This is a genomic window from Agilicoccus flavus (assembly GCF_014857905.1).
Lineage (GTDB): Bacteria > Actinomycetota > Actinomycetes > Actinomycetales > Dermatophilaceae > Agilicoccus > Agilicoccus flavus.
Genome location: NZ_JACYXE010000001.1, coordinates 142,295 through 163,914 on the forward strand (window position 1 = coordinate 142,295; position 21,620 = coordinate 163,914).

The following is a 21,620-nucleotide window of genomic DNA, read 5'->3' on the forward strand; positions in this document are numbered from 1 at the left end:
ATCCTCGGGTCGACAGTTGGTGAGGCTGACCTTACTACGTCTCGCCCGCCCCGTCGGCCCATCCGAGCCCGGGGACGTCCGCGGCCAGGGCCGCCAGGAGCCGGGCGGTGCCGTCGGCCGCGCCGATCCGCCCCGCCGCCACGTCCGCCTCCACCCGCGCGCGGACGCGGGCCACGCCGGGCGCGGTGCGCACCGCCTCCGCGAGCGCCGCGTCGGTCATCGCCCACATCCAGTCGAGCTGCTGGGCGGCGCGGCGGGACTCGAGCACCCCGTCGGCCTCGAGCCGGTCGCGGTGTGCGGTGACCTTCTCCCACACCTCGTCGAGCCCGGCGCCGGTGAGGGCGCTGCACGTGAGGACGAGCGGGCGGCGGCGTCCGTCCGTGTTCATGAGCCGGAGCGCGCCGTCGAGCTCGCGGGCGCTGCGCCGCGCCTCGGCCTCGTGCTCGCCGTCGGCCTTGTTGACGGCGATGAGGTCGGCGATCTCGACGATGCCGCGCTTGATGCCCTGCAGGGAGTCGCCGCTGCGCGCGATGAGCAGGAGGAGGAAGGTGTCGACCATCCCGGCGACGGCGACCTCCGACTGCCCGACGCCGACCGTCTCCACGACGATCGTGTCGAACCCCGCCGCCTCGAGGACGAGCATCGACTCCCGGGTCGCGCGCGCGACGCCGCCGAGGTGCCCGCCCGACGGCGAGGGGCGCACGAACGCCTCGTCACGCACCGCGAGCTGCGCCATCCGGGTGCGGTCCCCGAGGATGCTCCCGCCGGTGCGGGACGAGGAGGGGTCCACGGCGAGCACCGCGACCCGGTGACCCGCGTCGACGAGCCGGACGCCGAGCGCGTCGATGAACGTCGACTTCCCGGCGCCGGGGATGCCCGAGATGCCGAGGCGCACGGCCCCGCCGGTGCGGGGCGCGATCGCCGCGAGCAGCTCCCGCGCCCGCGCGCGGTGGTCGGGGCGGCCCGACTCGACGAGGGTGATCGCGCGCGCGATGGCCGGTCGGGAGCCCGCCTCGATGCCCTCGACGAGCGGGCCGATCGCGAACCGGTCAGGCATCGAGCCGGGCGCGCAGCTCCCGCACGAGCTCGCACGCCGCCTCCGGGATGACGGTCCCGGGCGGGTAGATCGCGTCGGCGCCGCGGGCCCGCAGCTCGTCGAAGTCCTGGCTCGGGATGACCCCGCCGACGACGATCATCAGGTCCTCGCGCCCGGCCCGGTCGAGCTCCTCGCGCAGCGCCGGGACGAGCGTGAGGTGGCCCGCGGCGAGCGAGCTCACGCCGACGACGTGCACGTCGGCCTCGACGGCCTGGCGGGCCACCTCGGCGGGCGTCTGGAAGAGCGGGCCCACGTCGACGTCGAAGCCCAGGTCGGCGAACGCCGTCGCGATGACCTTCTGGCCGCGGTCGTGCCCGTCCTGGCCCATCTTCGCGACGAGGATGCGGGGACGCCGCCCCTCCGCGGTCTCGAAGTCGGCCACGAGCTCACGCGCCCGGGTCACCGCCTCGTCGGACGCCGCCTCCTGCGAGTACACGCCGCTGATCGTCCGGATCTGCGCGGTGTACCGGCCGAAGACCTTCTCGAGCGCCGCCGAGATCTCGCCGACCGTGGCGTGCGCCCGCGCCGCGTCGATCGACAGGGCGAGCAGGTTCGCGTCGGGCCCCGGATGGGCCGCGGCGCGGGTGAGCGCGTCGAGCGCCGCGGTGACGGCGTCGTCGTCGCGCTCGGCGCGGAGCCGGTCGAGCTTCGCGAGCTGCTGGCGCCGCACGCCGGCGTTGTCGACCTTGAGCACCTCGATGCCCTCGTCGCCCTCCACGCGGTGGACGTTGACGCCGATCACGGGCTGCAGGCCGGAGTCGATCCGCGCCTGGGTGCGCGCCGCCGCCTCCTCGATGCGCATCTTCGGGATGCCCGCCTCGATGGCCTTGGCCATGCCGCCCGCGGCCTCGACCTCCTCGATGTGCGCCCACGCGCGCCGGGCGAGGTCGTGCGTGAGCCGCTCGACGTAGGCGCTGCCCGCCCACGGGTCGATGACGCGGCACGTGCCCGACTCCTGGGCGAGGAAGAGCTGGGTGTTCCGGGCGATGCGGGCGGAGAAGTCGGTCGGCAGCGCGATCGCCTCGTCGAGCGCGTTCGTGTGCAGCGACTGCGTGTGCCCCTGCGTGGCCGCCATCGCCTCGATGCACGTGCGCGGGACGTTGTTGAAGACGTCCTGCGCCGCGAGCGACCACCCGGACGTCTGGCTGTGGGTGCGCAGCGACAGCGACTTGTCGTTGCTCGGCTCGAAGCGCGAGACGAGTCGCGCCCACAGCAGGCGGGCCGCGCGCAGCTTCGCGACCTCCATGTAGAAGTTCATGCCGATCGCCCAGAAGAACGACAGGCGCGGCGCGAAGCGGTCGACGCCGAGCCCGGCGGCCATCCCCGCGCGGATGTACTCGACCCCGTCGGCCAGGGTGTAGGCGAGCTCGAGGTCGGCCGTCGCCCCCGCCTCCTGCATGTGGTAGCCGGAGATCGAGATCGAGTTGAAGCGGGGCATCCGCTCGCTCGTGAACGAGAAGATGTCGGAGATGATCCGCATCGAGGGCTGCGGCGGGTAGATGTAGGTGTTGCGGACCATGAACTCCTTGAGGATGTCGTTCTGGATGGTCCCCGAGAGTGCTTCCGGCGACACCCCCTGTTCCTCGGCCGCGACGACGTAGAGCGCGAGGACGGGCAGCACCGCGCCGTTCATCGTCATCGACACGCTCATCTGCTCGAGCGGGATGCCGTCGAAGAGCTGCCGCATGTCGAGGATGGAGTCGATCGCCACGCCGGCCATGCCCACGTCGCCCGCGACGCGCGGGTGGTCGGAGTCGTACCCCCGGTGGGTGGCGAGGTCGAACGCCACCGACAGCCCCTTCTGCCCGGCCGCGAGGTTGCGCCGGTAGAAGGCGTTCGACTCGGCCGCGGTCGAGAAGCCCGCGTACTGGCGGATCGTCCACGGCTGGTTCGTGTACATCGTCGCGTAGGGGCCGCGCAGGAACGGCGCCGCGCCGGGCACGGTGTGCAGGAAGTCGAGGTCCTCGAGGGCCTCGTCCGTGAACACCGGTGGAACCGCGATCTTCTCGGGGGTCTCCCACACCTCACCGCCCACGTCGGCGCCCGACCGGCCGGCCCCGCCGGACCCGCCGGACCCGCCGGACCCGCCGGACCTGCCGGACCTGCCATGGCCCGGGCCGGCGTCGCCGAGGTCGAGCTCCTCGAAGCGGGGGAACGTCATGACCGGTCTCCTTCCTGAGCGGTGGACGCGGCCCGGTCGAGCCCCGCGGGCGCGTCGAGCCCGAGCTCGGACTGGATCGCGCGCAGCAGCGCGAGCACGTCGGCGCCGGCGCGGACCTCGCCGTCGACCGCATCGGCGGCGTCGCCCAGCTCGGCGGCGCGGCCCGCGACGTACAGGGTGCGCACCCCCGCGTCGCGCGCCGCTCGCGCGAGGCCGGCCCCGTCCTCGGCGTAGCGGGACGCCGACGAGCAGAGGACGGCCACGGGCGAGCCGAGCTCGCGCAGGCGGGCCGCCTGCTCCTCCGGGGTCCCCATCAGCTGCGGGGCGGCCAGGCCCCCGGCCGCGAGGACACTCGTCGTGAACGTCTCGCGCGCCCCGAAGTCGCGGCGGGCGCCGAGGCAGAGCAGCGGGACGGCCGGGGGACCGCCGTCGCGCTCCGCCCCGGCGCGCGCCGCGTCGCGCAGCGCCTCGAACGGCTCCGCGTCGCGCCGGGGCGGCAGCCGGCGGCTCGAGGGCGGCGACGCGGGGCGGGGCCGGCGCGTCAGCGGCGCCTCGGCCGCGTCGGGGAAGCTGCTCACCCCCGTGAGCGGCAGCTCCCGGGTGGCGATCCGGGCGTCGCGTTCCGCGGCCGTCGCCGCGATCCGGTCGCCGACGAGCCCGGAGCGCAGGGCCGCCGCGACCCCGCCGGCCGCCTCGATCCGCTGCATCCACGCCCACCCCGCGCGGGCGAGGTCGTCGGTGAGTTCCTCGACGTACCAGGACCCGCCCGCGGGGTCGGCGACCCGGCCGACATTCGACTCCTGCGCGAGCAGGAGCTGCGTGTTGCGGGCCGTGCGCCGCGAGAGGGCGTCGGGCAGACCGATCGCCGCGTCGAACGGGAGGACCGTGACGGCCTCGGCCCCGCCTGCCGCCGCGGCGAAGCACGCGGCCGTGCCGCGCAGCAGGTTGACCCACGGGTCGTCGCGGCTGATCATCCGGCGGCTCGTCACGGCGTGCTGCCAGGCCCCGCGGGCGCCCTCGGGCACCCCGGCGACCTCGCCGACGCGCGCCCACAGGCGCCGCAGCGCCCGGAGCCGGGCGATGGACAGGAACTGGTCGGCGCCGACGGCGACCCGGAACTCGATCTGTGCGAACGCCTCCGGCGCGGCGATCCCGGCGTCGGCGAGCGTGCGCAGGTGCGCGATGCCCGTCGCGATCGCGAGACCCAGCTCGTCGACGTCGCCCGCGCCCGCGTCGTGGTACGGGCGGGTGTCGACGGCGATCGCGCGCACCCCGGGCAGGTCCGCCGCGCACGAGCGCACCGCCTCGATCATCGGGCCGTCCTCGGGCTCGGCGTCGTGCCGGGCGGCGTGCGCGAGGGGGTCGTGGCCGAGGGTGCCGGCGGCCCGGTCGGCCACCCCGCGGTCGCGCCACACGGCGGCGAGCGCGTCGGCCGCCGCGGTGGGATCGGACGCGCTGCTCACCGCGATCGGCACGTCGGCCAGGTCCACGTCGGCGAGGATCGCGGCGAGGTCGCCGGCGCCCACCGCGTGCTCCCCCACCTCGAACCACAGCGACGTCACCCCGCGTTCGAGGTCGAGCGCCGCGGCGGCGGTCGTCACCTCGGCGTCGGGGTCCTCGTGGAGCGCCCGGACGTCCCAGCCGGTGCCCGGTTCGCGGGCCCCCGACCCGCGCGTGAACGGCATCGCCCCCGGCAGGCCGATCGCGTCGATCGGCTCGCCCGCGTACCGGGCGTACAGGGGCTTCACCCGCAGCCCGTCGACGGTCGTGGTCGTCAGCGACTCCTCGGCCTGCGCGCCGTCGACCTGCCGGTCCTGCGCCCGGCCGCGGTTGACGACCGCCGCCGCGAGCGCCTGCCACTCCTCGTGGGTGCGTTCGGGGAAGTCCGCCGCGAGCGGCAGCGCCTCGTCCGGCCCGGCTGGGACGCTCATCGCTCTCCTCGTCGTCGACGGAAAGGCGGCCCTCCTGCGGGCCCGTGTTTTCCACCCTACCGGCGCCCCCAGCGGCCCCTGCCCGAGCGGCGAACGGAGGCGAGCTTGCGAGCCGCAGTGAGCGCGACAGAAGGCTCTCGCTTTTACGACCATCCGCGTACGATCCCGGCATGGCCCTGCCGATCCACCCGCACCTGGCGATCCTGCGGACCGTCGCGACGCTCGAGCTCAGCGCGCTCCTCGGGCAGGCCGGGTGGGCCGCGGCGTTCCTCGGCGGCCAGCGGGAGTACGTCGTCCACCACGAGGTGGGGGCTCTCGTCACGCTCGTCGTCTGCCTCGCCGGCGCGGGCGTCTACGTCGTGCTGCGCCGCTCGGCGGGCCCCGTCAACGTCGTGCTGAGCCTGCTCCTCGCGGCCCTCGTCGTCGCGCAGTACGCGCTCGGCGAGGCGGCCGCGGTCTCGGCGCACATCTTCCTCGGAGTGCTGCTCGTCATGACCGGGACCGCCCTCACGTCGTGGACCTACCGCCACACGTTGCCGGGCGCGTCCGGCCGCCCGCTGCCTGGGACGCCGCTGTGAAAGCGGGCCGCGACGGAACACGAGGGGCCCCGGGCGCGTCATACCGGACGAGACGCGCGCACGGCGCCATCCCTCGACTCCTCTGAGGTGAGCGAATGATGACCATTCATCCCGAGCACGGCCCGCAGGACACCGTCCGCGGACAGGCCGGCCCGACCCGCGGCGGTTCGCCGCGCTACCTCCGCTCCGAGCCCCTCGACGGCACCCGCACCTCCGGCGCCGGCACGCCCGGCGGCCTCCCGTTCTTCGCCGCCGCGCCCCAGGCGGGCGGCGCCGGGCTGCCCTTCCGCCTGCCCCGCAAGTCGGTGGCGCTCGCCGGCGGCCTCGCGCTGCTGCTCGGGCCCCTGGGCATGATCTACGGCACGTTCTTCGGGGCCCTCGTCATGGCGGGCGTCGTGTTCTGGAGCGCGCTCCTGTCCGGCGCCGACGCCGCCTTCGCGATGTGGGTGTTCGGCGCCCTGTGGTCGATGTGGGCCGCGCACCGCCGCAACCGCCTGCTCGCGCGCTTCGAGGAGAACGCAGGGCTGACGCCCCGGCGGTAGCGTGGCCGGGACGGCGCCCGGGTCTCGGGCGCCGGCACCCCGACGGTGACACGCATGGAGGCACGCATGGAGACGCTGCGCTGGGGCATCGCCGGGCCCGGCCGGATGGCGGCCACGATGGTCGAGGCGTTCGAGCACGTCCGCACGGGCCGGATCGTCGCGGTCGGCTCCCGGTCGGCCGACCGCGCCGAGGCGTTCGCCGCCGAGCACGACATCCCGCGCGCCCACGGCTCGTACGCCGACCTCGTCGCCGATCCCGAGGTCGACGCGATCTACGTCGCCACCCCGCACCCCCAGCACACCGACATCGCGCTCGCGGCGATCGCCGCCGGGACGCCGGTGCTCGTCGAGAAGGCGTTCACCGCGACCGTCGAGGACACCCGGGCCGTCATCGAGGCCGCCCGATCGGCCGGCATCTTCGCCATGGAGGCGATGTGGACGCGGTTCAACCCGGCGGTCGAGCGGATCCGGGAGCTCGTCGCACGCGGTGAGATCGGCGACGTCCGGGCCGTGCACGGCGACCTCACCGCCTTCCGCGCCTACGACCCGAGCGACCGCCTCTTCGACCCCGCCCTCGGCGGCGGCGCGGTCCTCGACCTCGGCGTGTACGTCCTCTCGTTCGCGCAGCACCTGCTCGGCACCCCCGACGTCGTCCACGCGGTCGGCGGCACGTTCCCCAGCGGCGTCGAGAGCGACTTCTCGGCGGTCCTCGGCTACGCCGACGGCCGCAGCGCCACGCTGTCGGGCTCGTTCACCACGTACGGGCCGGGGCGCGTGATGATCCTCGGCACGGCCGGCTGGATCGACGTCCACCCCCGCTTCCACCGCGCCCCCTCGCTCACCGTGTGGCGCGAGAAGCAGGCCGAGACGCTGGAGTTCGACTCCGGGTACGCCTTCGAGGTCGACCACGTGGCCGACTGCCTCGCCCGCGGCCTGAACGAGAGCCCGATCATGCCGCTCGACGACACCCTGGCCGTGCAGCAGCTCATGGCGCAGGTCCTGGCCCAGGTCCGCGGCTGAGCCCCCGTGTCGGACGCGCCGCCCCACGCCCCGTCACACGACCGTCGGCCGCCGGACCCCGGGGCGCCCCAGGTGGCCGCGATCGTGCTGTGCGGCGGCGCCTCCCGGCGGTTCGGCGGCGGGGACAAGACGGCGGCGCTGCTGGGGGACGAGAGCCTGCTCGCCCGCCTCGTCACGGGACTGCCGCCGGCGTGGGCGGTCGTCTGCGTCGGCGCGGAGCGCCCCTTGCCCCGGCAGGTGACGTGGACCCGCGAGGACCCACCCGGCGGCGGGCCGGTCGCCGGGCTCGCCGCCGGTCTGCGCGCCGCGCCGACCACCACCTCCGTCGCGGTCGTGCTCGCCGGGGACCAACCGTTCGCCGCGCCCGCCGCCCGGGAGCTCGCCGACCGCCTGGGCCGGGCCGTGAGCACCGCCGGCCCCGAGCACGACGACGGGGCCGACGACGGTGGGGCCGACGTCGACGGGCTCGCCGCGCGCCAGCCCGACGGGCGTGCCCAGCTGCTCCTCGCCGCCTACCGGGCCTCGTCGCTGCGGCGGGTCCTCGCCGGTCGCGAGGTCCGCGACCGCGGCGTGCACGCGACCCTGCGCGGGTTGCGCGTCGCGGCCGTGGACCTCGGGGCGGCCTCCACCCTCGACGTCGACACGGCCGCGGACCTGGCCCGGGCCGCCGCCCTCGAGCCCGGTCACGCCGACCCACTCCGACCCCGTCGCCCCGCCGGGACAACGCCCCACCCTCCTGAGTCCTGATCCACGCAGGACCCGAGGTCGATGCCGCCGTCCGGGGCCGCCACCCCGGCCGCCCGCGATAAGTTCGTCGTCATGATGGCCGTGACGATTCGTGAACCCGGAGACGCCGACGTCCTCGTACCCGCGGACGTGCCCGACCCGGAGGCGGGGCCCGGCGAGGTCCTCCTCGAGGTGGTCGCCGCGGGGGTGAACCGCGCGGACGTCATGCAGCGCATGGGGTTCTACGACCCGCCGCCGGGCTCCTCCCCCTATCCCGGCCTCGAGGTGAGCGGCCGCGTCATCGCCCTCGGCCCGGACGTCGACCCGGCGCAGGCGGGGGTCGACGTCGGCGACGAGGTGTGCGCCCTCCTCGTCGGAGGCGGGTACGCGCAGCGGGTCGCGGTGCCGGTCGGTCAGCTGCTGCCCGTGCCCGACGGAGTCTCGCTCGTCGAGGCGGCGGCGCTGCCCGAGGTGGCCTGCACCGTGTGGTCCAACGTCTTCATGACCGCCGGCCTGCAGCCCGGCGAGGTGCTCCTCGTCCACGGCGGCTCGAGCGGCATCGGCACGATGGCCATCCAGCTCGCCCGCGAGTTCGGCGCCCGCATCGCCGTCACGGCGGGGTCGGCGGCCAAGCTCGACGCGTGCCGCGACCTGGGCGCGCAGATCCTCATCGACTACAAGAACGACGACTTCGTCGACGAGATCAAGGACGCGACCGACGGCCGTGGGGCCGACGTCGTCCTCGACGTCGTGGGCGCGAAGTACCTGCCCCGCAACGTCGCCGCGCTCGCCCCGAACGGGCGGCTCCTCGTCATCGGGATGCAGGGCGGCCGGAAGGGCGAGCTCGACCTCGGGGCCCTCCTCGCCAAGCGGGCCTCCGTCACGGCCACGTCGCTGCGCGCCCGACCGCCGGCCGAGAAGGCCGAGATCGTGGCCGCCGTGCGCGAGCACGTGTGGCCGCTCGTCGCCGCGGGCCGCGTGCGGCCCATCGTCCAGGAGACGCTGCCGCTGGAGCAGGCGTCGCGGGCGCACGAGATCCTCGAGGCGAGCCAGCACATCGGCAAGGTGCTCCTCACCACCGGTGCGTGACGCTCAGGCGCGGGGCGCGAGCACCCGCGTCAGCGCCGCCACGTAGAGGCCCGGGTCGCGCACGCCGGTCAGCTCGCGGGCCGAGTGCATCGACAGCATGGGCGAACCCACGTCGACGGTGACGGCGCCGGTGAGGGCCGCCGACATCGGCCCGATCGTCGACCCGCACGGCAGGTCGGTGCGGCTGACGAACGTCTGCATCGGCACGCCCGCCTGCTCGCACGCGAGGGCGAAGGCGGCCGTCCCCGGCGCGTCGCTCGCGTACCGCCCCTTCGCGTTGACCTTGAGGACGGGCCCGGTGTTGACGGTCAGGGTGTGCTGCGGCTCGTACCGCTCCGCGTAGTTGGGGTGCACGGCGTGCGCCATGTCGGCGGAGCAGACGAGGCTGCCGGCGAGCGCCCGCCAGTACTCCTGCCGCCCTCCCCCGCGCGCGAGCACGCTCCGCTCGAGCGCGGCCGGCAGGAAGGTGCTGAACCCGCCCCGGTTCGTCGTCGACCCGATCTCCTCGTGGTCGAAGAGCACGAGGGCCGGGACGTGCCCCGCGTCGGCGGCCTCCGCGTCGGCGACCGCGTGCAGGAGGGCGGCGGTGCCCGCGTAGCACGTGGCGAGGTTGTCGAGGCGCGGCACGGCGAGCAGGTCGCCGACCCGGCCGAGGCGGCCGCTAGGGGTGAGGTCGTGGGTCATGACGTCCCACCCGAGCACGTCGGTGTCGCCGAGACCGAGCCGCCGGGCGAGGAACGTCGCGAAGCTCGGGGCGTCGCCGGTCGCGCCCCAGATCGGCGCGAGGTGCTGCTGGGGGTTGAGCCGTACCCCCTCGTCGGCGACGGACCGGTCGAGGTGGATGGCGAGGTTGGCGACCCGCAGCACCGGTTCGTCGACGAGGACGAGCCGGGTCGAGAAGCCGCCGGGGGCGGCGGGGTCGCGGACGGCGACGCGCCCGGACAGGCCGAGGTCGCGGTCGAGCCACGTCGTGAGCAGAGGGCCGCCGTAGACCTCGACGCCGAGCTGGTCCCACCCGAGGCGGGTGACGTCGGGCTGCGGCTTGATGCGCAGGTTGGGCGAGTCGGTGTGCCCGCCGACGACGCGGAACGGCGCCGCCGGGTCGGCCGCGGTCCGCGGCGTGCTCGCCCACGCGAAGAGCGAGCCCTCGCGGACCGTGACGTACCGGCCCGGCTCCCGCGGCCACGCCTGCGACTCCTCCACCCGACGGAACCCCGCCTCCCCCAGGCGACGGGCCACCTCCTCGACCGCGTGGAACGGCGAGGGCGAGGCGTCCACGAACGCGCACAGACCTCGCGCATGCTCGAGCTGCTCGGGGGTCGCCACGTCGTCGGGCCCGGGATGCGTCGCCATGGGGCCAGCCTACGAAGCCCGGCTCACTCGTAGAGCACGTACTCCGGGGTCGGCTTGAGGGCCAGGACCTGCGCCGGCGTCATGAGCTTCCAGTCGCCGGCCGTGTCCTCCTGGTAGAACATCTTGAACCCGGTGTGCACGAACGGCGGCTTGACCTTCATGATCGCGTTCCAGGTCTCGACCTTCATCTTGGCGCTGCCGATGCCGTCGATGCTGACGATCGTCGAGACGCCCGGGTACTGCTTGAGCTTCGCGGGCTGGCGCACCCAGTTGGTGCGGATCATGTGGTAGAGCATGACCTTCTCGGGGAGGTCGTTCGCCTTCGTGAGCTTCGAGAGATACGCGGCCGTCTCGTTGAGCTCGCTGCTGTCGGTGCTGCCGAACGAGTCCATGGGCTCCTGGTTCGGCCCCATCCGCCATTCGGGGTCGAGGGCGACGCCGACGTCGGGCTCCCTGAGGAACTTCTCGTACGCCTTGACCTCGGTGACGAAGTCGGAGCGGCCCGGCTGGATGGCGATGAGCAGCATGCCGTCGACCTTGCGCACCGCGTCGAGGTGCTTGCGGACCGCCTCGTCGCTCGCCCGCGTCCGGCACTTCGGCGCGTTCTTGCACGGGTGGACCATCGTGCCGATGAACTCGAGCGTCGGCATGATCTTGCGGCCGTCGGCGGCGTACGGCTTGGCGCGCTCGACGATCTCGGTCATGCGCTCGTCGACGTCGCCGACCCCCGCGCGGCCCAGCCCGGGGCCCGAGCCGATGATCCCCGAGTAGCCGACGAGGCGATAGGTGGGGAACAGCGTCCGGCCCCCCAGCGGGTACTCCTTCGGGGTGGGCGTCGGGCTCGGGGACGACGCCGAGGCGTCGGCGCCGGCGGCCCCCGTCCGGCCCGCGCCGTTCGTCACCGACTCGGCCTCGGGGGTGATCGACGAACAGGCCGAGACGCCGAGGGCCAATACCGCTGCGATCGCGACCGGGCGGAACGATTTCACCTGAGTACCTCTGGGGTTCGGGGGCGCGGACCCCCCATCGTAGGCACTCACGGGGCCTCCGGCGGTGGGGCTCGCGGGCGGTCTACCGGTGCCGAGCGGCCTCGACGAGGGCGACGAAGAGCCGGTCGTCCTCGCCGGGCTCCGGGTGCCACTGGACGCCGATCGCGAACCGCGCGTCGGGGTCCTCCATCGACTCGAGCGTGCCGTCCGCGGCGTGGCCGGTCGCGGCGTAGCCGGGGTGGGACACGACCGCCTGGTGGTGGTAGCTGTGCGCCTCGACGTGGTCGCCGAGGAGCCCGTGGATCCGCGACGCCTCGACGAGATCCACGCGGTGCCACCCGAACACGCCGGGGCGGGGCGAGTGGTCGTCGTGCCCGACGCGGTCGGGCAGGTGCTGCTCGAGGCTGCCGCCGGCCTCGACGGCCATGATCTGCATCCCGCGGCACACCCCGAGCAGGGGCAGGCCGCGGCGGCGGGCGCCGCGCACGAGGGCGAGTTCGCTGCGGTCACGCTCCGGGCGCGCCTCCTGCACCGCCGGGTGCGGATCCTGCCCGTACACCTCGGGGTCGACGTCGGCGCCGCCCGCGATCACCAGCCCGTCGAGCCGGTCGAGGATCGCCCCGGCGAGCTCGTCGTCCATATCGGCCCGCGGGGGGATCACGAGGACGACGCCGCCCGCCCGCTCGACGTGGGCGACGTAGTCGTAGGGCAGCACCGCCGACCGCTGCTGGATCCAGTCGCCCCGGTCGACCGGCTCGACGTACGAGGTCACCCCGATGACCGGCGGCACGAGGGGCTCGTGGCCGGTCACAGCGGCGTCACGTAGGCGCCGGAGATGCCGCCGTCCACGAGGAACTGGCTGGCGGTGATGAAGCTCGACTCGTCCGAGGCGAGGAAGAGGACCGCGTTCGCGAGCTCCTCCGGCTCCGCGAACCGGCCCACGGGCACGTGCACGAGGCGGCGCGCCGCCCGCTCCGGGTCCTTCGCGAACAACTCCTTGAGCAGCGGCGTGTTGACCGGCCCGGGGCACAGGGCGTTGACGCGCACGCCCTGTCGCGCGAACTGCACCCCGAGCTCCCGCGACATCGACAGGACGCCGCCCTTGCTCGCCGTGTAGCTGATCTGGCTCGTCGCCGCGCCCATGACCGCGACGAACGAGGCGGTGTTGATGATCGACCCCGAGCCCTGCTCGAGCATGTACGGCAGCGCCGCCTTGCAGCACAGGTACACGCTCGTGAGGTTGACCTCCTGGACGCGCTTCCACGCGTCGAGGTCGGTCGTGAGGATCGAGTCGTCCTCCGGCGGCGAGATGCCCGCGTTGTTGAACGCGACGTCGACGCGGCCGTACGTGGCCGCGGCCGCGGCGAACAGCGCCTCGACCTGCGCGGCGTCCGTGACGTCGCAGTGCACGTACAGCCCGCCGATCTCGGCGGCGATCTCCGGGCCGCGCGCGTCGTCGAGGTCGCCGACGACGACCTTCGCGCCCTCCTGCGCGAACCGGCGCACGGTGGCCAGGCCGATCCCCGAGCAGCCGCCCGTGACGACCGCGACCTTGTCTTGCAGTCGATCTCCCATGATGTCCTTCGTCGTCCTTTGCGTCGGTGCGTGTTCGTCGGTGCGTGTGCGTCAGTTCGTCGCGATGAAGACGTTCTTGACCTCGGTGAACGCGTCGAGCGCGTCCGGTCCGAGCTCGCGGCCCAGGCCCGAGGCCTTGAAGCCCCCGAACGGCGTCGAGTACCGCACGGAGGCGTGGCTGTTCACCGACAGGTTCCCGGCGGCGACCCCGCGGGACACGCGCAGCGCGCGGCCCACGTCACGGGTCCAGATCGACCCCGCCAGCCCGTACGCGGTGTCGTTGGCCATCGCGATCGCCTCCGCCTCGTCGGTGAACGGCAGGACCGCGACGACCGGTCCGAACACCTCCTGGGTCCAGATCGACTCGGAGGTCGACCGGGGCAGCACGACGGTCGGGGCGTGCCAGTAGCCGCCCGCGAACTCCCCGCCGGGGCCGCCCGCACCGCGGAAAGCGACGTCGACGCCGTCGAGGTAGCCGCGCACCGTCTCCAGCTGCGCCGCCGAGACGAGCGGGCCCATGGCGCTGTCCGCGTCGGCCGGGTCGCCGACGACGACGTCGCCGATCGCGGACTCGAAGCGGGCGAGGAAGTCGTCGTAGACCTCGCGCTGCACGAGGATCCGGGTGCGGGCGCAGCAGTCCTGCCCCGCGTTGTCGAGGAACGACATGGGGGCCGCGGCGGCGGCCGCCTCGACATCGGCGTCCGCGAAGACGATGTTCGCGCTCTTGCCACCCAGCTCGAGGGTGACGCGCTTCACCTGCTCGGCGGCGCCGCGCATGATCGACCGGCCGACGCGCGTCGAGCCCGTGAAGCACACCTTGCCCACGCCCGGGTGCGTGACGAACCGCTCGCCGACGACGTCGCCGCGCCCGGGGAGGACCTGCAGCACGCCCTCGGGCAGCCCCGCCTCCAGGGCCAGCTCCCCGAGGCGGATCGCGGTGAGGGGCGTGAGCTCGGCCGGCTTGAGCACGACCGCGTTGCCGGCGGCGAGGGCGGGCGCGAACCCCCAGCCGGCGATGGGCATGGGGAAGTTCCACGGGACGATGACGCCGACGACGCCGAGGGGCTCCTTGAACGTCACGTCGAGCCCGCCGGCGACGGGGATCTGCCGCCCGAACAGCCGCTCCGGGGCGGCCGAGTAGTAGGTGAGGACGTCTCGGACGTTGCCCGCCTCCCACGTGGCGTTGCCGATCGTGTGGCCGGCGTTGCGCACCTCCAGGGCGGCCAGCTCGTCGACGTGGGCGTCGACGACGTCGGCGAACCGGCGCAGCAGGCGGCCCCGGTCGGCCGGGGCCAGCGCGGCCCACGCGACCTGCGCGCGCGCCGCGCGTTCGATGGCGGCGTCGGTGCCGGCGAGGTCGGTGAGGTCGATCCGGTCGAGCTCCCGCCCGGTCGCGGGCTCGTAGAGCTGGGTCGTGCTCATGTGCGGGGTCTCTCCGTGAGGTCGAGGGAGGTCGGGGGTGGGGTCGCGCCGGTGGGGCCGGGGAACGTGTGGGGGCGGCGAATCGATGGCTCAGAGCCGCTCGAAGCCGCGCACCCGTTCCCAGTCGGTGACGGCGGCCTCGAAGGCGGTGAGCTCGACGTCCGCGGCGTGCACGTAGTGGTCGACGACGTCGTCGCCGAAGGCCGCCCGGGCGAGGGCCGAGGCGTCGAAGAGGTCCCGGGCCTCGCGCAGGGTGCGCGGCACCCGCGCCTTGCCGGCCGCGTAGGCGTTGCCCTCGCACGGCGGCTCGAGCGGCAGGCGCTCCGCGATGCCGTGCAGACCGCCGGCGAGCATCGCCGCCACCGCGAGGTAGGGGTTGACGTCGCCGCCGGGGAGGCGGTTCTCGACGCGCAGGCCGGCGCCGTGGCCCACGACGCGCAGCGCGCACGACCGGTTGTCCCGCCCCCATGCCACCGCCGTGGGCGCGAACGAGCCCTCCGCGAAGCGCTTGTACGAGTTGATGTTCGGCGCGTAGAACAGGGTGAACTCGGCCAGCGTCGACTGCAGGCCCGCGAGGAAGTGGTCGAACAGCGCGCTGTGGCCTTCGTACTCGGACTCCGGCCCGGTGGCATCGGCGGATCCGTCGGAGGCGGCGAACACGACGTCGCCGTCGGCGGAACGCAGCGAGAGGTGCACGTGGCACGAGTTGCCCTCGCGCTCGTCGTACTTGGCCATGAACGTCAACGCCTTGCCGTGCGCGTCGGCGATCAGCTTGGCCGCGGTCTTGTAGACGCTGTGGGTGTCGCAGGCGCGCAGCACGCGGTCGTAGAGGAAGACGATCTCGTGCTGGCCGAGGTTGCACTCCCCCTTGGCCGACTCGACGGTGACGCCCGAGCGCCACATCTCGTTGCGGATCTCGCGCAGGACCGGCTCGACCTTGGCGCCGCCGAGGATCGAGTAGTCGACGTTGTACCGGTTCGAGCCGGTCAGGCCCTGGTAGCGGGCGTCCCACGCCTGCTCGTAGGTGTCGTCGAAGAGGATGAACTCGAGCTCGGTGCCCGCGAACGCCTCGTAGCCGAGGGAGGCCGCGCGCTCGACCTGGGCGGTGAGCACCGAGCGCGGCGACGGGCGCACGGGCGTGCCGGCGTCGGGGCCCGACACCCACGTGAGGTCGGCGAGGATCGTCGCCGAGTTCGGCTCCCCGGGGGTGCGCCGCAGCGTCGACAGGTCGAGGTCGAAGGCGAAGTCGCCGTACCCGCGCTCCCACGACGTGAGGGCGTAGCCCTCGATGGTGTTCATCTCGACGTCGGCCGTCAGCAGGTAGTTGCAGCCCTCGGTGCCGTGCTCGAGGACGTGCCCGAAGAAGAAGCCGGGGTGCAGCCGCTTGCCCGCGAGCCGGCCCTGCATGTCGGTGAACGCGATGACGATCGTGTCGACCGTGCCGGCCTCGCAGTCGGCCCGCAGGTCGTCCAGCGTGTACGTGGGGGGCGTGAGCCCGGGGCTCGCGGTCATGGTCGGCCTCTCGGATCAGGGGGTCGTCGGTGGGGGGAGGGGGCGAGGGCGGGCGACGCGGGCGCTATCCGAGCAGTCCGCGCAGGAGCGCGGAGGTGTGGTCGCAGTGCCGCTCGGCGACCTCGCGCGCGCCGTCGGCGTCCCCGCCCAGCACCGCGTCGACGATCTCGATGTGCTCGGCGCGCGAGTGGGCGATGTTCGGGGGCAGCACGGGGATGGCCCCGAGCAGCCGGTGCAGGACGCCCTGGCAGCGCGACACCCCCTCTGCGAGCGGCGCGCTGCCCGAGAGCCGCGCGATGGTCACGTGCAGGCGACTGTCGGCCACCCGGTGGGCGCCGTCGTCGGCGCGGTCGGCGGCCTCGGTAAGCGTGTCGAGCGCGGCGACGAGCTCGGCCCGCTGGGCTCCCGTGAGGGCCCGTCGCGCGGCGAGGTACGCGCTGCCCGGCTCGACGACGCGGCGGAAGTCGAGCAGCCCGACGAGCTCGGGGCCGGTCGGCAGGTCGGGTTCGATGGACGCGTCGCCGTCGGCGCGGGTGATGCTGCGCGGGTGCCCGTCGTACACGACGAGGCTGCCGCCGCCGCGGCCGCGACGGGTCTGCACCATGCCCGCCTGTCGCAGCGCGGCGATGGCCTCGCGCAGGGTCATGCGGGCGACCCCGAGACTCATCGCGAGCTCCCGCTCGGGCGGGAGCATCGACCCGCGCGGGAAGGTGCCCAGGCGGATGGCCGTCGCGAGCTTCTCCACCGTCCCCTCGAACGCGTCGGCGTGCCGCACGGGCCGCAGGAGCGGCGTCGGGGCCAGCACCAGCCCCGACGTCTCGTCAGGGGCGTCACCGGCGGGCCAGTCGTCGAGCTGCTCGCTCTCCTCGCGGGGGGCCGTCGGTGCGGCTCGTCGGGCGGCCGGCATGGAGTCGCTCATCGTCATCGGGTCCTCGGTGACCTGCGCGGGGCCTGTCCCGCGGGGAAGAGTTCAGACAACCCCGCCGACGCGGGACGTGTCAATGGTCTGCGCCGGGAACCTTATCCCGTGCAGACAAGCGGCGAACGGAGGCGAGCTTGCGAGCCGCAGTGAGCGCGACAGAAAGCTCGAGCGGCGAACGGAGGCGAGCTCGCGAGCCGCAGTGAGCGCGCCAGAAAGCTCAAGCGGCGAACGGAGGCGAGCTCGCGAGCCGCAGTGAGCGCGCCAGAAAGCTCAAGCGGCGAACGGAGGCGAGCTCGCGAGCCGCAGTGAGCGCGACACGGCCCGCCGACGTCCGTTCAGGCGACGCGCGTGAACGTCGTGCGCCATTCGTCGGGAGCGAGCTGGGCGGACTCCACGGTGTACTGACCCGCGAACTGGGCCTCGATGAGCGTGAGGACGAGCTCGGGGGCGGCGTCGGTGACGACCGTCGCGCCGCCGCCGGGCGGCAGGCCGATGAGCACCCCGAACACCGCGGACTGACGGATCTGGGGATCGATCGTCCGGGCGTCGAGCTCCGGCACGCGCGCGTTCGACCCGCAACCGCCGGCCCCGCACCCGCACGACCCGCACCCGGCCGCGCCGGCGGCGCCGTCGAGCTGCGTCTCGTCGGTCTCGGCGGGGAAGGGCGAGGCGCTCACGGGGGTCTCCTGGTCCGTTCGGGGTGTCGATCGGGCCGAACGGGGCCCGTCGCCCCCAGGTTCCCACACCGGTCCGCGCCGCCGTCGCTCGACGCCGCCGAGCCGTTCTGGATATTCTTTCTCCACGTCATTCTCCGTCATTCGTCGGGCCGCTCCCGAATGGGCGGACGCATCGATATCGCGGCCACGTCACGCCGGCCGGGATTCACGAATACGCGCCGATGCCGGAACGTCGCCGACGTGCTCCATCGAGGCCCACTCCCGTTCGCTTCTCCCCCACCCCTCGCACGACACCCGTCTCGACGATTGTCGCCCAACGGGACGTGACCAGCGCACCTTCTCACCGATGCGGCCGCCGGAGCGCGACGTCGCGGTGGGCAGGAGGGCAACCGGCCGCACCACTGACGCGCAATTCTGCGACTGGGTACATCATCGGCGATGTCGGTATCCATGTCATTGCGGAGCCCGCGCAAGAAAGGTGCCGAGTGCGCCGAAACAATGGGAAGAACGGGAGGTATGTGGCGCGGGTATCGGAGAGAATCAGGCATGATCGATACGGCGGCGATGAAGGCTCGGCCGGCCGACGCGGAACGGTCCGCGCGGCGGCTCGAGACTCCGTGCGCCGTGCTCGACCCACCGGCGTCCCTGGCGCCGTCCGACGCGTTCGCGGCCATCGCGGGTCCCCCGCTCGAAGCGGGGACGTTCCTCACGATGCTCGAGCAGCTCGCGTCCTGGAAGGCGCGGATCGAGGCGATGGAGGTGCTCGCCACCCAGACCCTCGTCGACCATGTCAGCGCTCGCGCCGTCGAGGACGTCCGCGCCGAGGACGCCGCCCGCGGACGCGATCCGTCCCGGGCCCGGGAGTCCGCCGCCCGCGTCGACGCCCGCTCCGCCCTCGCCGACGAGATCGCCCTCGCCACCGGACGCGCCCCCGGCCAGGCCCGCGACCTCGTCGAATACGCCGCTGCCCCCGCCGACCGCACCGCCACCACCCGCGCCGCCCTCGACGCCGGCACCACCGGCTGGGACCGCGTCCGCGCCCTCTGGCGCGACACCCGCGACCTGCCCGACACCACCGCCGACGCGATCGCCGCGGCCGTCCTCGCCCCCGCCCCGGCGCGCGCGACCCCCTCCCACGAACAGTTCCGCCGCCGCCTGCGTCGGCAGATCTGTGCCCACACCGACACCGCCCGCCGCCGCCGACGCACCATCCTGGACCGCCGCGACACCCGCCTGGAGGCCTACCCCGACGGCGCCGCCGCCCTCACCCTCACCGGCCCCCTCGACACCCTCGCGGGAGTCCACGCCCGCCTCGAAACCCTGACCCGCCGCCTGCGCGCCACCGGCGACCCCCGCACCCTCGCCCAGCTCCGCTTCGACGTCGCCGCCGGCCTCCTCCTGCACGGCCAACCCACCCGGCCCACCACCGGCGACACCTCCGGCGCATCCGCCACCGGCCTCGACCACGACCACGACCACGGTGACATCGACCGGTCCCGCGGCGCTGACGGTGCCGTCGACGAGGTCGCGGTCGCCTTCGCCGCCTCCTTCGACTCCGCGTTCCCGCCCGGCCCCCTCCCCAGCGCCACCGTCACCGTCGTCGTCTCCGCCGCCACCCTGCTCGGACTCACCGACGACCCCGCCGACCTGCCCGGGCACGGCCACCTCGGCGCTCACGCCGTCCGCGCGAAGAATTCGGCGACCCCGACGTGCAGGCCGCACCGCCGAGCGCCGAGACCGGACGGCCCCGGCGCCGCGACCCCGCCACCGCCTGGAACCGCCCGGACCCGGGCCCGCCGCCCTTCTGAGCGCGCCGGGACGAGGATCAGGGCCGTTCGGCCTCCCGCGCCGGGGCCGGACCGGCAAGGATGGGGCGAGCCGACGACGAAGGAGCCCCCGATGCTGGTCCGCGAGATCATGACGTCCCCTGCGTTCAGCGTGACGCCCGACGCCCCCATCGACGACGCGCTGCGGCTCATGGCCGAGCGCCGGGTGACGGCGCTGCCGGTCGCGCAGGACGGGCACCTCGTGGGGGTGCTCTCGGAGATCGACCTGCTGCGCCGCGCCGTGGAGCCCGACGCCCGGGCGCACGCCCGGCCGCTGCGCGAGAGCGACCCCCTGCCGACCACGGTGGCGGAGATCATGACCGCCGACCCGCGCAGCACGACCGAACGCGCCGACGTGGCCGACCTCGTCACCCTCTTCACGACGAGCTCGTTCAAGAGCCTGCCCGTCGTCCGCGGCGACGAGCTCGTGGGCGTCGTGTCGCGCAGCGACGTCATCCGCGCCCTGTGGCGGCCCGACGAGGAGCTGCGCGCCGACGTCGTCGCCGCCTTCGCGGAGTTCGGTCAGGACCGCTGGGACCTCACCGTCACCGGCGGGGTCGTCCACATCGCCGGGGCCGGCAGCGCCCGCGAGCGCGACGTCGCCACCGCGATCGCTCGCTCCGTCCTCGGGGTCCGGCGGGTCGTCGTCGACCAGACCGACGGACCGAGCTGACCGCCGCTCAGCGGCGCGAGGAGGTGTGCGAGCCGTGGGCCCGGTCCTCGGGGCGCGGCAGCTCGCTGCGCTCCCAGCCCCGGCGGGCGTCGCGGGAGCCGAGGCGGGAGTTCGGCTTCGCGCGGTACACGACGTACGGCCGCCACAGGTAGCCCAGCGGCGCGCTGAACACGTGGACGAGGCGGGTGAACGGCCACAGCGCGAACAGCGCGCACGCCGCCAGCGTGTGCAACCGGAACGTCGTCGGCGCGTTCGCCATGAGGGAGGGGTCGGGGTGCAGGGTGAAGAACTGGCGCCACCAGATCGACACGCCCTCGCGGTAGTCGTAGTGCGACAGGATGTTGCCGACGACCGTGTTGGACAGGCCGAGCAGGATGACCGCGGCGAGGAACACGTACATGACCTTGTCCATGTTCGTCGTCGCCGAGAACACGGGTCCGGTCGTGCGGCGCCGGTAGATGAGGATGATCATCCCGACCACCGTGCAGAATCCGGCGATCGCCCCGATCGAGACCGCCATGAAGTGGTACATCCCCTCGGTGATGCCCACCGCCTCGGTCCACGACTTCGGGATGACGAGGCCGATGACGTGCCCGCCGATGACGAACAGCAGGCCGAAGTGGAACATCGGCGAACCGATCCGGAGCAGCTTGCTCTCGTACATCTGCGAGCTGCGGGTCGTCCACCCGAACTTGTCGTACTTGTAGCGCCAGAGGTGGCCGACGACGAAGATCGCCAGGCACACGTAGGGCACGATCACCCACAGCAGAACGTCCACGACTACGACCTCGCTCCTACCTGGCTTGCGGAACTCCCGGACATGAACGCTTCCATCCCGACCTCCTCGTCGGGCGGACCCTGCGCGACGAGGGCCCGGACGGCCTGGGCGTCGCTCCCGCCGATGGCGGGGAAGGTGCCCGTGAGAGCCTCGACGGCGGCCGCGTACGGAGAGCCTCGGTCGGCCAGGGACAGCCGCAGCAGCTCGATGCCGGGCCGGTTGTCCTGCAGCAGGACCCGCCCCACCGCCGGCTCGACCGACGCGGTGAACTCCAGCAGCACGCACAGGTGGTCGGGCAGCTCCGCGTCGGACAGGTCCACCCCGGAGGCGAGGTAGGCCTGCTTGAGGTCGAGCAGGGCCATCCCCCGACGGCGCGTGTCGCCGAAGGCGTAGTAGGTCAGGTGCAGGCAGCACCGGCGGCGCATGTCGAAGGTCTCGACGTAGTCGCTCTGCAGCTCCGCGAGGGCGGTGGTCTCGAGCCGGTCGAGCAGCGGCCGCACCCGGGCGGCGGAGGACACCCCGTCCGCCTCGCTCTGCTCGAGCGTGGCCCGCAGCAGCGGGATCCGGGCGACCAGCTCCTCGCCCGGGTAGTCGAGCAGGAGCGAGATCGCCTGGTACAGAGCGCGGGTCGGGAGGTCCACGCGCACGCCCCGCGCCCGCTCGAACGGCGACGGGGGCGGCGTGGGCGCGGCCGTCTCGGGCGCCGGCGCGGGCCGGCGGCGGAGCAGCGTCAGGGGGATCCTCATGCGA

General features: G+C 74.2%; 19 protein-coding genes. 6 read left to right on the forward strand and 13 right to left on the reverse strand.

The genetic code is table 11. The annotated features are described in order from the left end of the window. Positions 1-34 precede the first annotated feature (34 nt). The 3 genes from meaB to ICW24_RS00625 are packed head-to-tail and all read right to left on the reverse strand — an operon-like array spanning position 35 to position 5,188. Positions 35-1,057: a methylmalonyl Co-A mutase-associated GTPase MeaB gene (gene meaB / locus ICW24_RS00615; RefSeq protein ID WP_226343780.1), complete on the reverse strand. Its 1,023-nt coding sequence runs from the start codon at positions 1,055-1,057 to the stop codon at positions 35-37. Further along, a complete protein-coding gene (gene scpA / locus ICW24_RS00620; protein WP_226343781.1) occupies positions 1,050-3,257 on the reverse strand; it encodes a methylmalonyl-CoA mutase in 2,208 nt (735 codons plus the stop codon). Before scpA ends, meaB begins: the two co-directional genes overlap by 8 nt. After that, the gene (locus ICW24_RS00625; RefSeq protein WP_226343782.1) at positions 3,254-5,188 is read right to left on the reverse strand and encodes a methylmalonyl-CoA mutase family protein; all 1,935 of its coding nucleotides are present in this window, start codon (positions 5,186-5,188) and stop codon (positions 3,254-3,256) included. Before ICW24_RS00625 ends, scpA begins: the two co-directional genes overlap by 4 nt. 170 nt (positions 5,189-5,358) lie before the next feature. Between ICW24_RS00625 and ICW24_RS00630 the strand changes: the two genes are divergently transcribed. The 5 genes from ICW24_RS00630 to ICW24_RS00650 all read left to right on the forward strand — a co-directional run bounded on the left by ICW24_RS00630 (position 5,359) and on the right by ICW24_RS00650 (position 9,143). Then, complete coding sequence (locus ICW24_RS00630; protein ID WP_226343783.1) at positions 5,359-5,766, forward strand: hypothetical protein; 408 nt, start codon at positions 5,359-5,361, stop codon at positions 5,764-5,766. Positions 5,767-5,864: 98 nt separating this feature from the next. Next, on the forward strand, positions 5,865-6,308 hold the full coding sequence (locus ICW24_RS00635; RefSeq protein ID WP_226343784.1) for a hypothetical protein: 444 nt from the start codon (positions 5,865-5,867) through the stop codon (positions 6,306-6,308). A 54-nt stretch (positions 6,309-6,362) separates the two neighbouring features. Then, positions 6,363-7,328, forward strand: a complete 966-nt coding sequence (locus ICW24_RS00640; RefSeq protein ID WP_226343785.1) for a Gfo/Idh/MocA family protein — start codon at positions 6,363-6,365, stop codon at positions 7,326-7,328. Positions 7,329-7,400: 72 nt separating this feature from the next. Beyond that, positions 7,401-8,075: a molybdenum cofactor guanylyltransferase gene (gene mobA, locus ICW24_RS00645; protein ID WP_226343786.1), complete on the forward strand. Its 675-nt coding sequence runs from the start codon at positions 7,401-7,403 to the stop codon at positions 8,073-8,075. A gap of 72 nt (positions 8,076-8,147) precedes the next feature. Beyond that, positions 8,148-9,143, forward strand: coding sequence for an NAD(P)H-quinone oxidoreductase (locus ICW24_RS00650; RefSeq protein ID WP_226344321.1), 996 nt, complete (start codon positions 8,148-8,150; stop codon positions 9,141-9,143). Between the two features lie 3 nt (positions 9,144-9,146). Here ICW24_RS00650 and ICW24_RS00655 read toward each other — a convergent pair whose 3' ends face one another. The 8 genes from ICW24_RS00655 to ICW24_RS00690 form a co-directional block, all read right to left on the reverse strand. Beyond that, positions 9,147-10,496 (reverse strand): M18 family aminopeptidase, encoded by a 1,350-nt coding sequence (locus ICW24_RS00655; RefSeq protein WP_226343787.1) that lies wholly within the window; start codon positions 10,494-10,496, stop codon positions 9,147-9,149. Positions 10,497-10,519: 23 nt separating this feature from the next. Beyond that, entirely contained in the window at positions 10,520-11,485 is a 966-nt protein-coding gene (locus ICW24_RS00660) for a hypothetical protein (protein ID WP_226343788.1), read from the reverse strand. 82 nt (positions 11,486-11,567) lie between these two features. Continuing rightward, positions 11,568-12,296 carry a gamma-glutamyl-gamma-aminobutyrate hydrolase family protein gene (locus ICW24_RS00665; RefSeq protein WP_226343789.1) on the reverse strand — a complete coding sequence of 243 codons (729 nt, stop codon included), beginning with the start codon at positions 12,294-12,296 and terminating at the stop codon, positions 11,568-11,570. After that, positions 12,293-13,060, reverse strand: coding sequence for a 3-oxoacyl-ACP reductase (locus ICW24_RS00670; protein ID WP_226343790.1), 768 nt, complete (start codon positions 13,058-13,060; stop codon positions 12,293-12,295). The genes ICW24_RS00665 and ICW24_RS00670 overlap by 4 nt, the downstream gene beginning before the upstream one ends. Positions 13,061-13,111: 51 nt before the next feature. Next, complete coding sequence (locus ICW24_RS00675) at positions 13,112-14,482, reverse strand: aldehyde dehydrogenase family protein (RefSeq protein WP_226343791.1); 1,371 nt, start codon at positions 14,480-14,482, stop codon at positions 13,112-13,114. Between the two features lie 90 nt (positions 14,483-14,572). Further along, positions 14,573-15,994, reverse strand: a complete 1,422-nt coding sequence (locus tag ICW24_RS00680) for a glutamine synthetase family protein (protein WP_226343792.1) — start codon at positions 15,992-15,994, stop codon at positions 14,573-14,575. 64 nt (positions 15,995-16,058) lie between these two features. Next, a complete protein-coding gene (locus ICW24_RS00685; protein ID WP_226343793.1) occupies positions 16,059-16,913 on the reverse strand; it encodes a FadR/GntR family transcriptional regulator in 855 nt (284 codons plus the stop codon). A gap of 338 nt (positions 16,914-17,251) precedes the next feature. Further along, positions 17,252-17,593: a DUF2249 domain-containing protein gene (locus ICW24_RS00690; RefSeq protein ID WP_226343794.1), complete on the reverse strand. Its 342-nt coding sequence runs from the start codon at positions 17,591-17,593 to the stop codon at positions 17,252-17,254. A gap of 546 nt (positions 17,594-18,139) precedes the next feature. Here ICW24_RS00690 and ICW24_RS19080 point away from each other — a divergent pair. Continuing rightward, positions 18,140-20,092: a CBS domain-containing protein gene (locus tag ICW24_RS19080; protein ID WP_264176045.1), complete on the forward strand. Its 1,953-nt coding sequence runs from the start codon at positions 18,140-18,142 to the stop codon at positions 20,090-20,092. A 7-nt stretch (positions 20,093-20,099) separates the two neighbouring features. Here ICW24_RS19080 and narI read toward each other — a convergent pair whose 3' ends face one another. Both narI and narJ read right to left on the reverse strand, forming a co-directional pair. Continuing rightward, complete coding sequence (gene narI, locus ICW24_RS00700) at positions 20,100-20,870, reverse strand: respiratory nitrate reductase subunit gamma (RefSeq protein WP_226343795.1); 771 nt, start codon at positions 20,868-20,870, stop codon at positions 20,100-20,102. Positions 20,871-20,872: 2 nt separating this feature from the next. Next, complete coding sequence (gene narJ, locus ICW24_RS00705; RefSeq protein WP_226343796.1) at positions 20,873-21,616, reverse strand: nitrate reductase molybdenum cofactor assembly chaperone; 744 nt, start codon at positions 21,614-21,616, stop codon at positions 20,873-20,875. Positions 21,617-21,620 lie beyond the last annotated feature (4 nt).

Coding starts and splice junctions, on each gene's coding strand:
- meaB (WP_226343780.1), bottom strand. CDS start 1,057: ATGCCTGACCGGTTCGCGATCGGCCCGCTCGTCGAGGGCATCGAGGCG.
- scpA (WP_226343781.1), bottom strand. CDS start 3,257: ATGACGTTCCCCCGCTTCGAGGAGCTCGACCTCGGCGACGCCGGCCCG.
- ICW24_RS00625 (WP_226343782.1), bottom strand. CDS start 5,188: ATGAGCGTCCCAGCCGGGCCGGACGAGGCGCTGCCGCTCGCGGCGGAC.
- ICW24_RS00630 (WP_226343783.1), top strand. CDS start 5,359: ATGGCCCTGCCGATCCACCCGCACCTGGCGATCCTGCGGACCGTCGCG.
- ICW24_RS00635 (WP_226343784.1), top strand. CDS start 5,865: ATGACCATTCATCCCGAGCACGGCCCGCAGGACACCGTCCGCGGACAG.
- ICW24_RS00640 (WP_226343785.1), top strand. CDS start 6,363: ATGGAGGCACGCATGGAGACGCTGCGCTGGGGCATCGCCGGGCCCGGC.
- ICW24_RS00650 (WP_226344321.1), top strand. CDS start 8,148: ATGATGGCCGTGACGATTCGTGAACCCGGAGACGCCGACGTCCTCGTA.
- ICW24_RS00655 (WP_226343787.1), bottom strand. CDS start 10,496: ATGGCGACGCATCCCGGGCCCGACGACGTGGCGACCCCCGAGCAGCTC.
- ICW24_RS00670 (WP_226343790.1), bottom strand. CDS start 13,060: ATGGGAGATCGACTGCAAGACAAGGTCGCGGTCGTCACGGGCGGCTGC.
- ICW24_RS00675 (WP_226343791.1), bottom strand. CDS start 14,482: ATGAGCACGACCCAGCTCTACGAGCCCGCGACCGGGCGGGAGCTCGAC.
- ICW24_RS00680 (WP_226343792.1), bottom strand. CDS start 15,994: ATGACCGCGAGCCCCGGGCTCACGCCCCCCACGTACACGCTGGACGAC.
- ICW24_RS00685 (WP_226343793.1), bottom strand. CDS start 16,913: ATGAGCGACTCCATGCCGGCCGCCCGACGAGCCGCACCGACGGCCCCC.
- ICW24_RS19080 (WP_264176045.1), top strand. CDS start 18,140: ATGATCGATACGGCGGCGATGAAGGCTCGGCCGGCCGACGCGGAACGG.
- narJ (WP_226343796.1), bottom strand. CDS start 21,616: ATGAGGATCCCCCTGACGCTGCTCCGCCGCCGGCCCGCGCCGGCGCCC.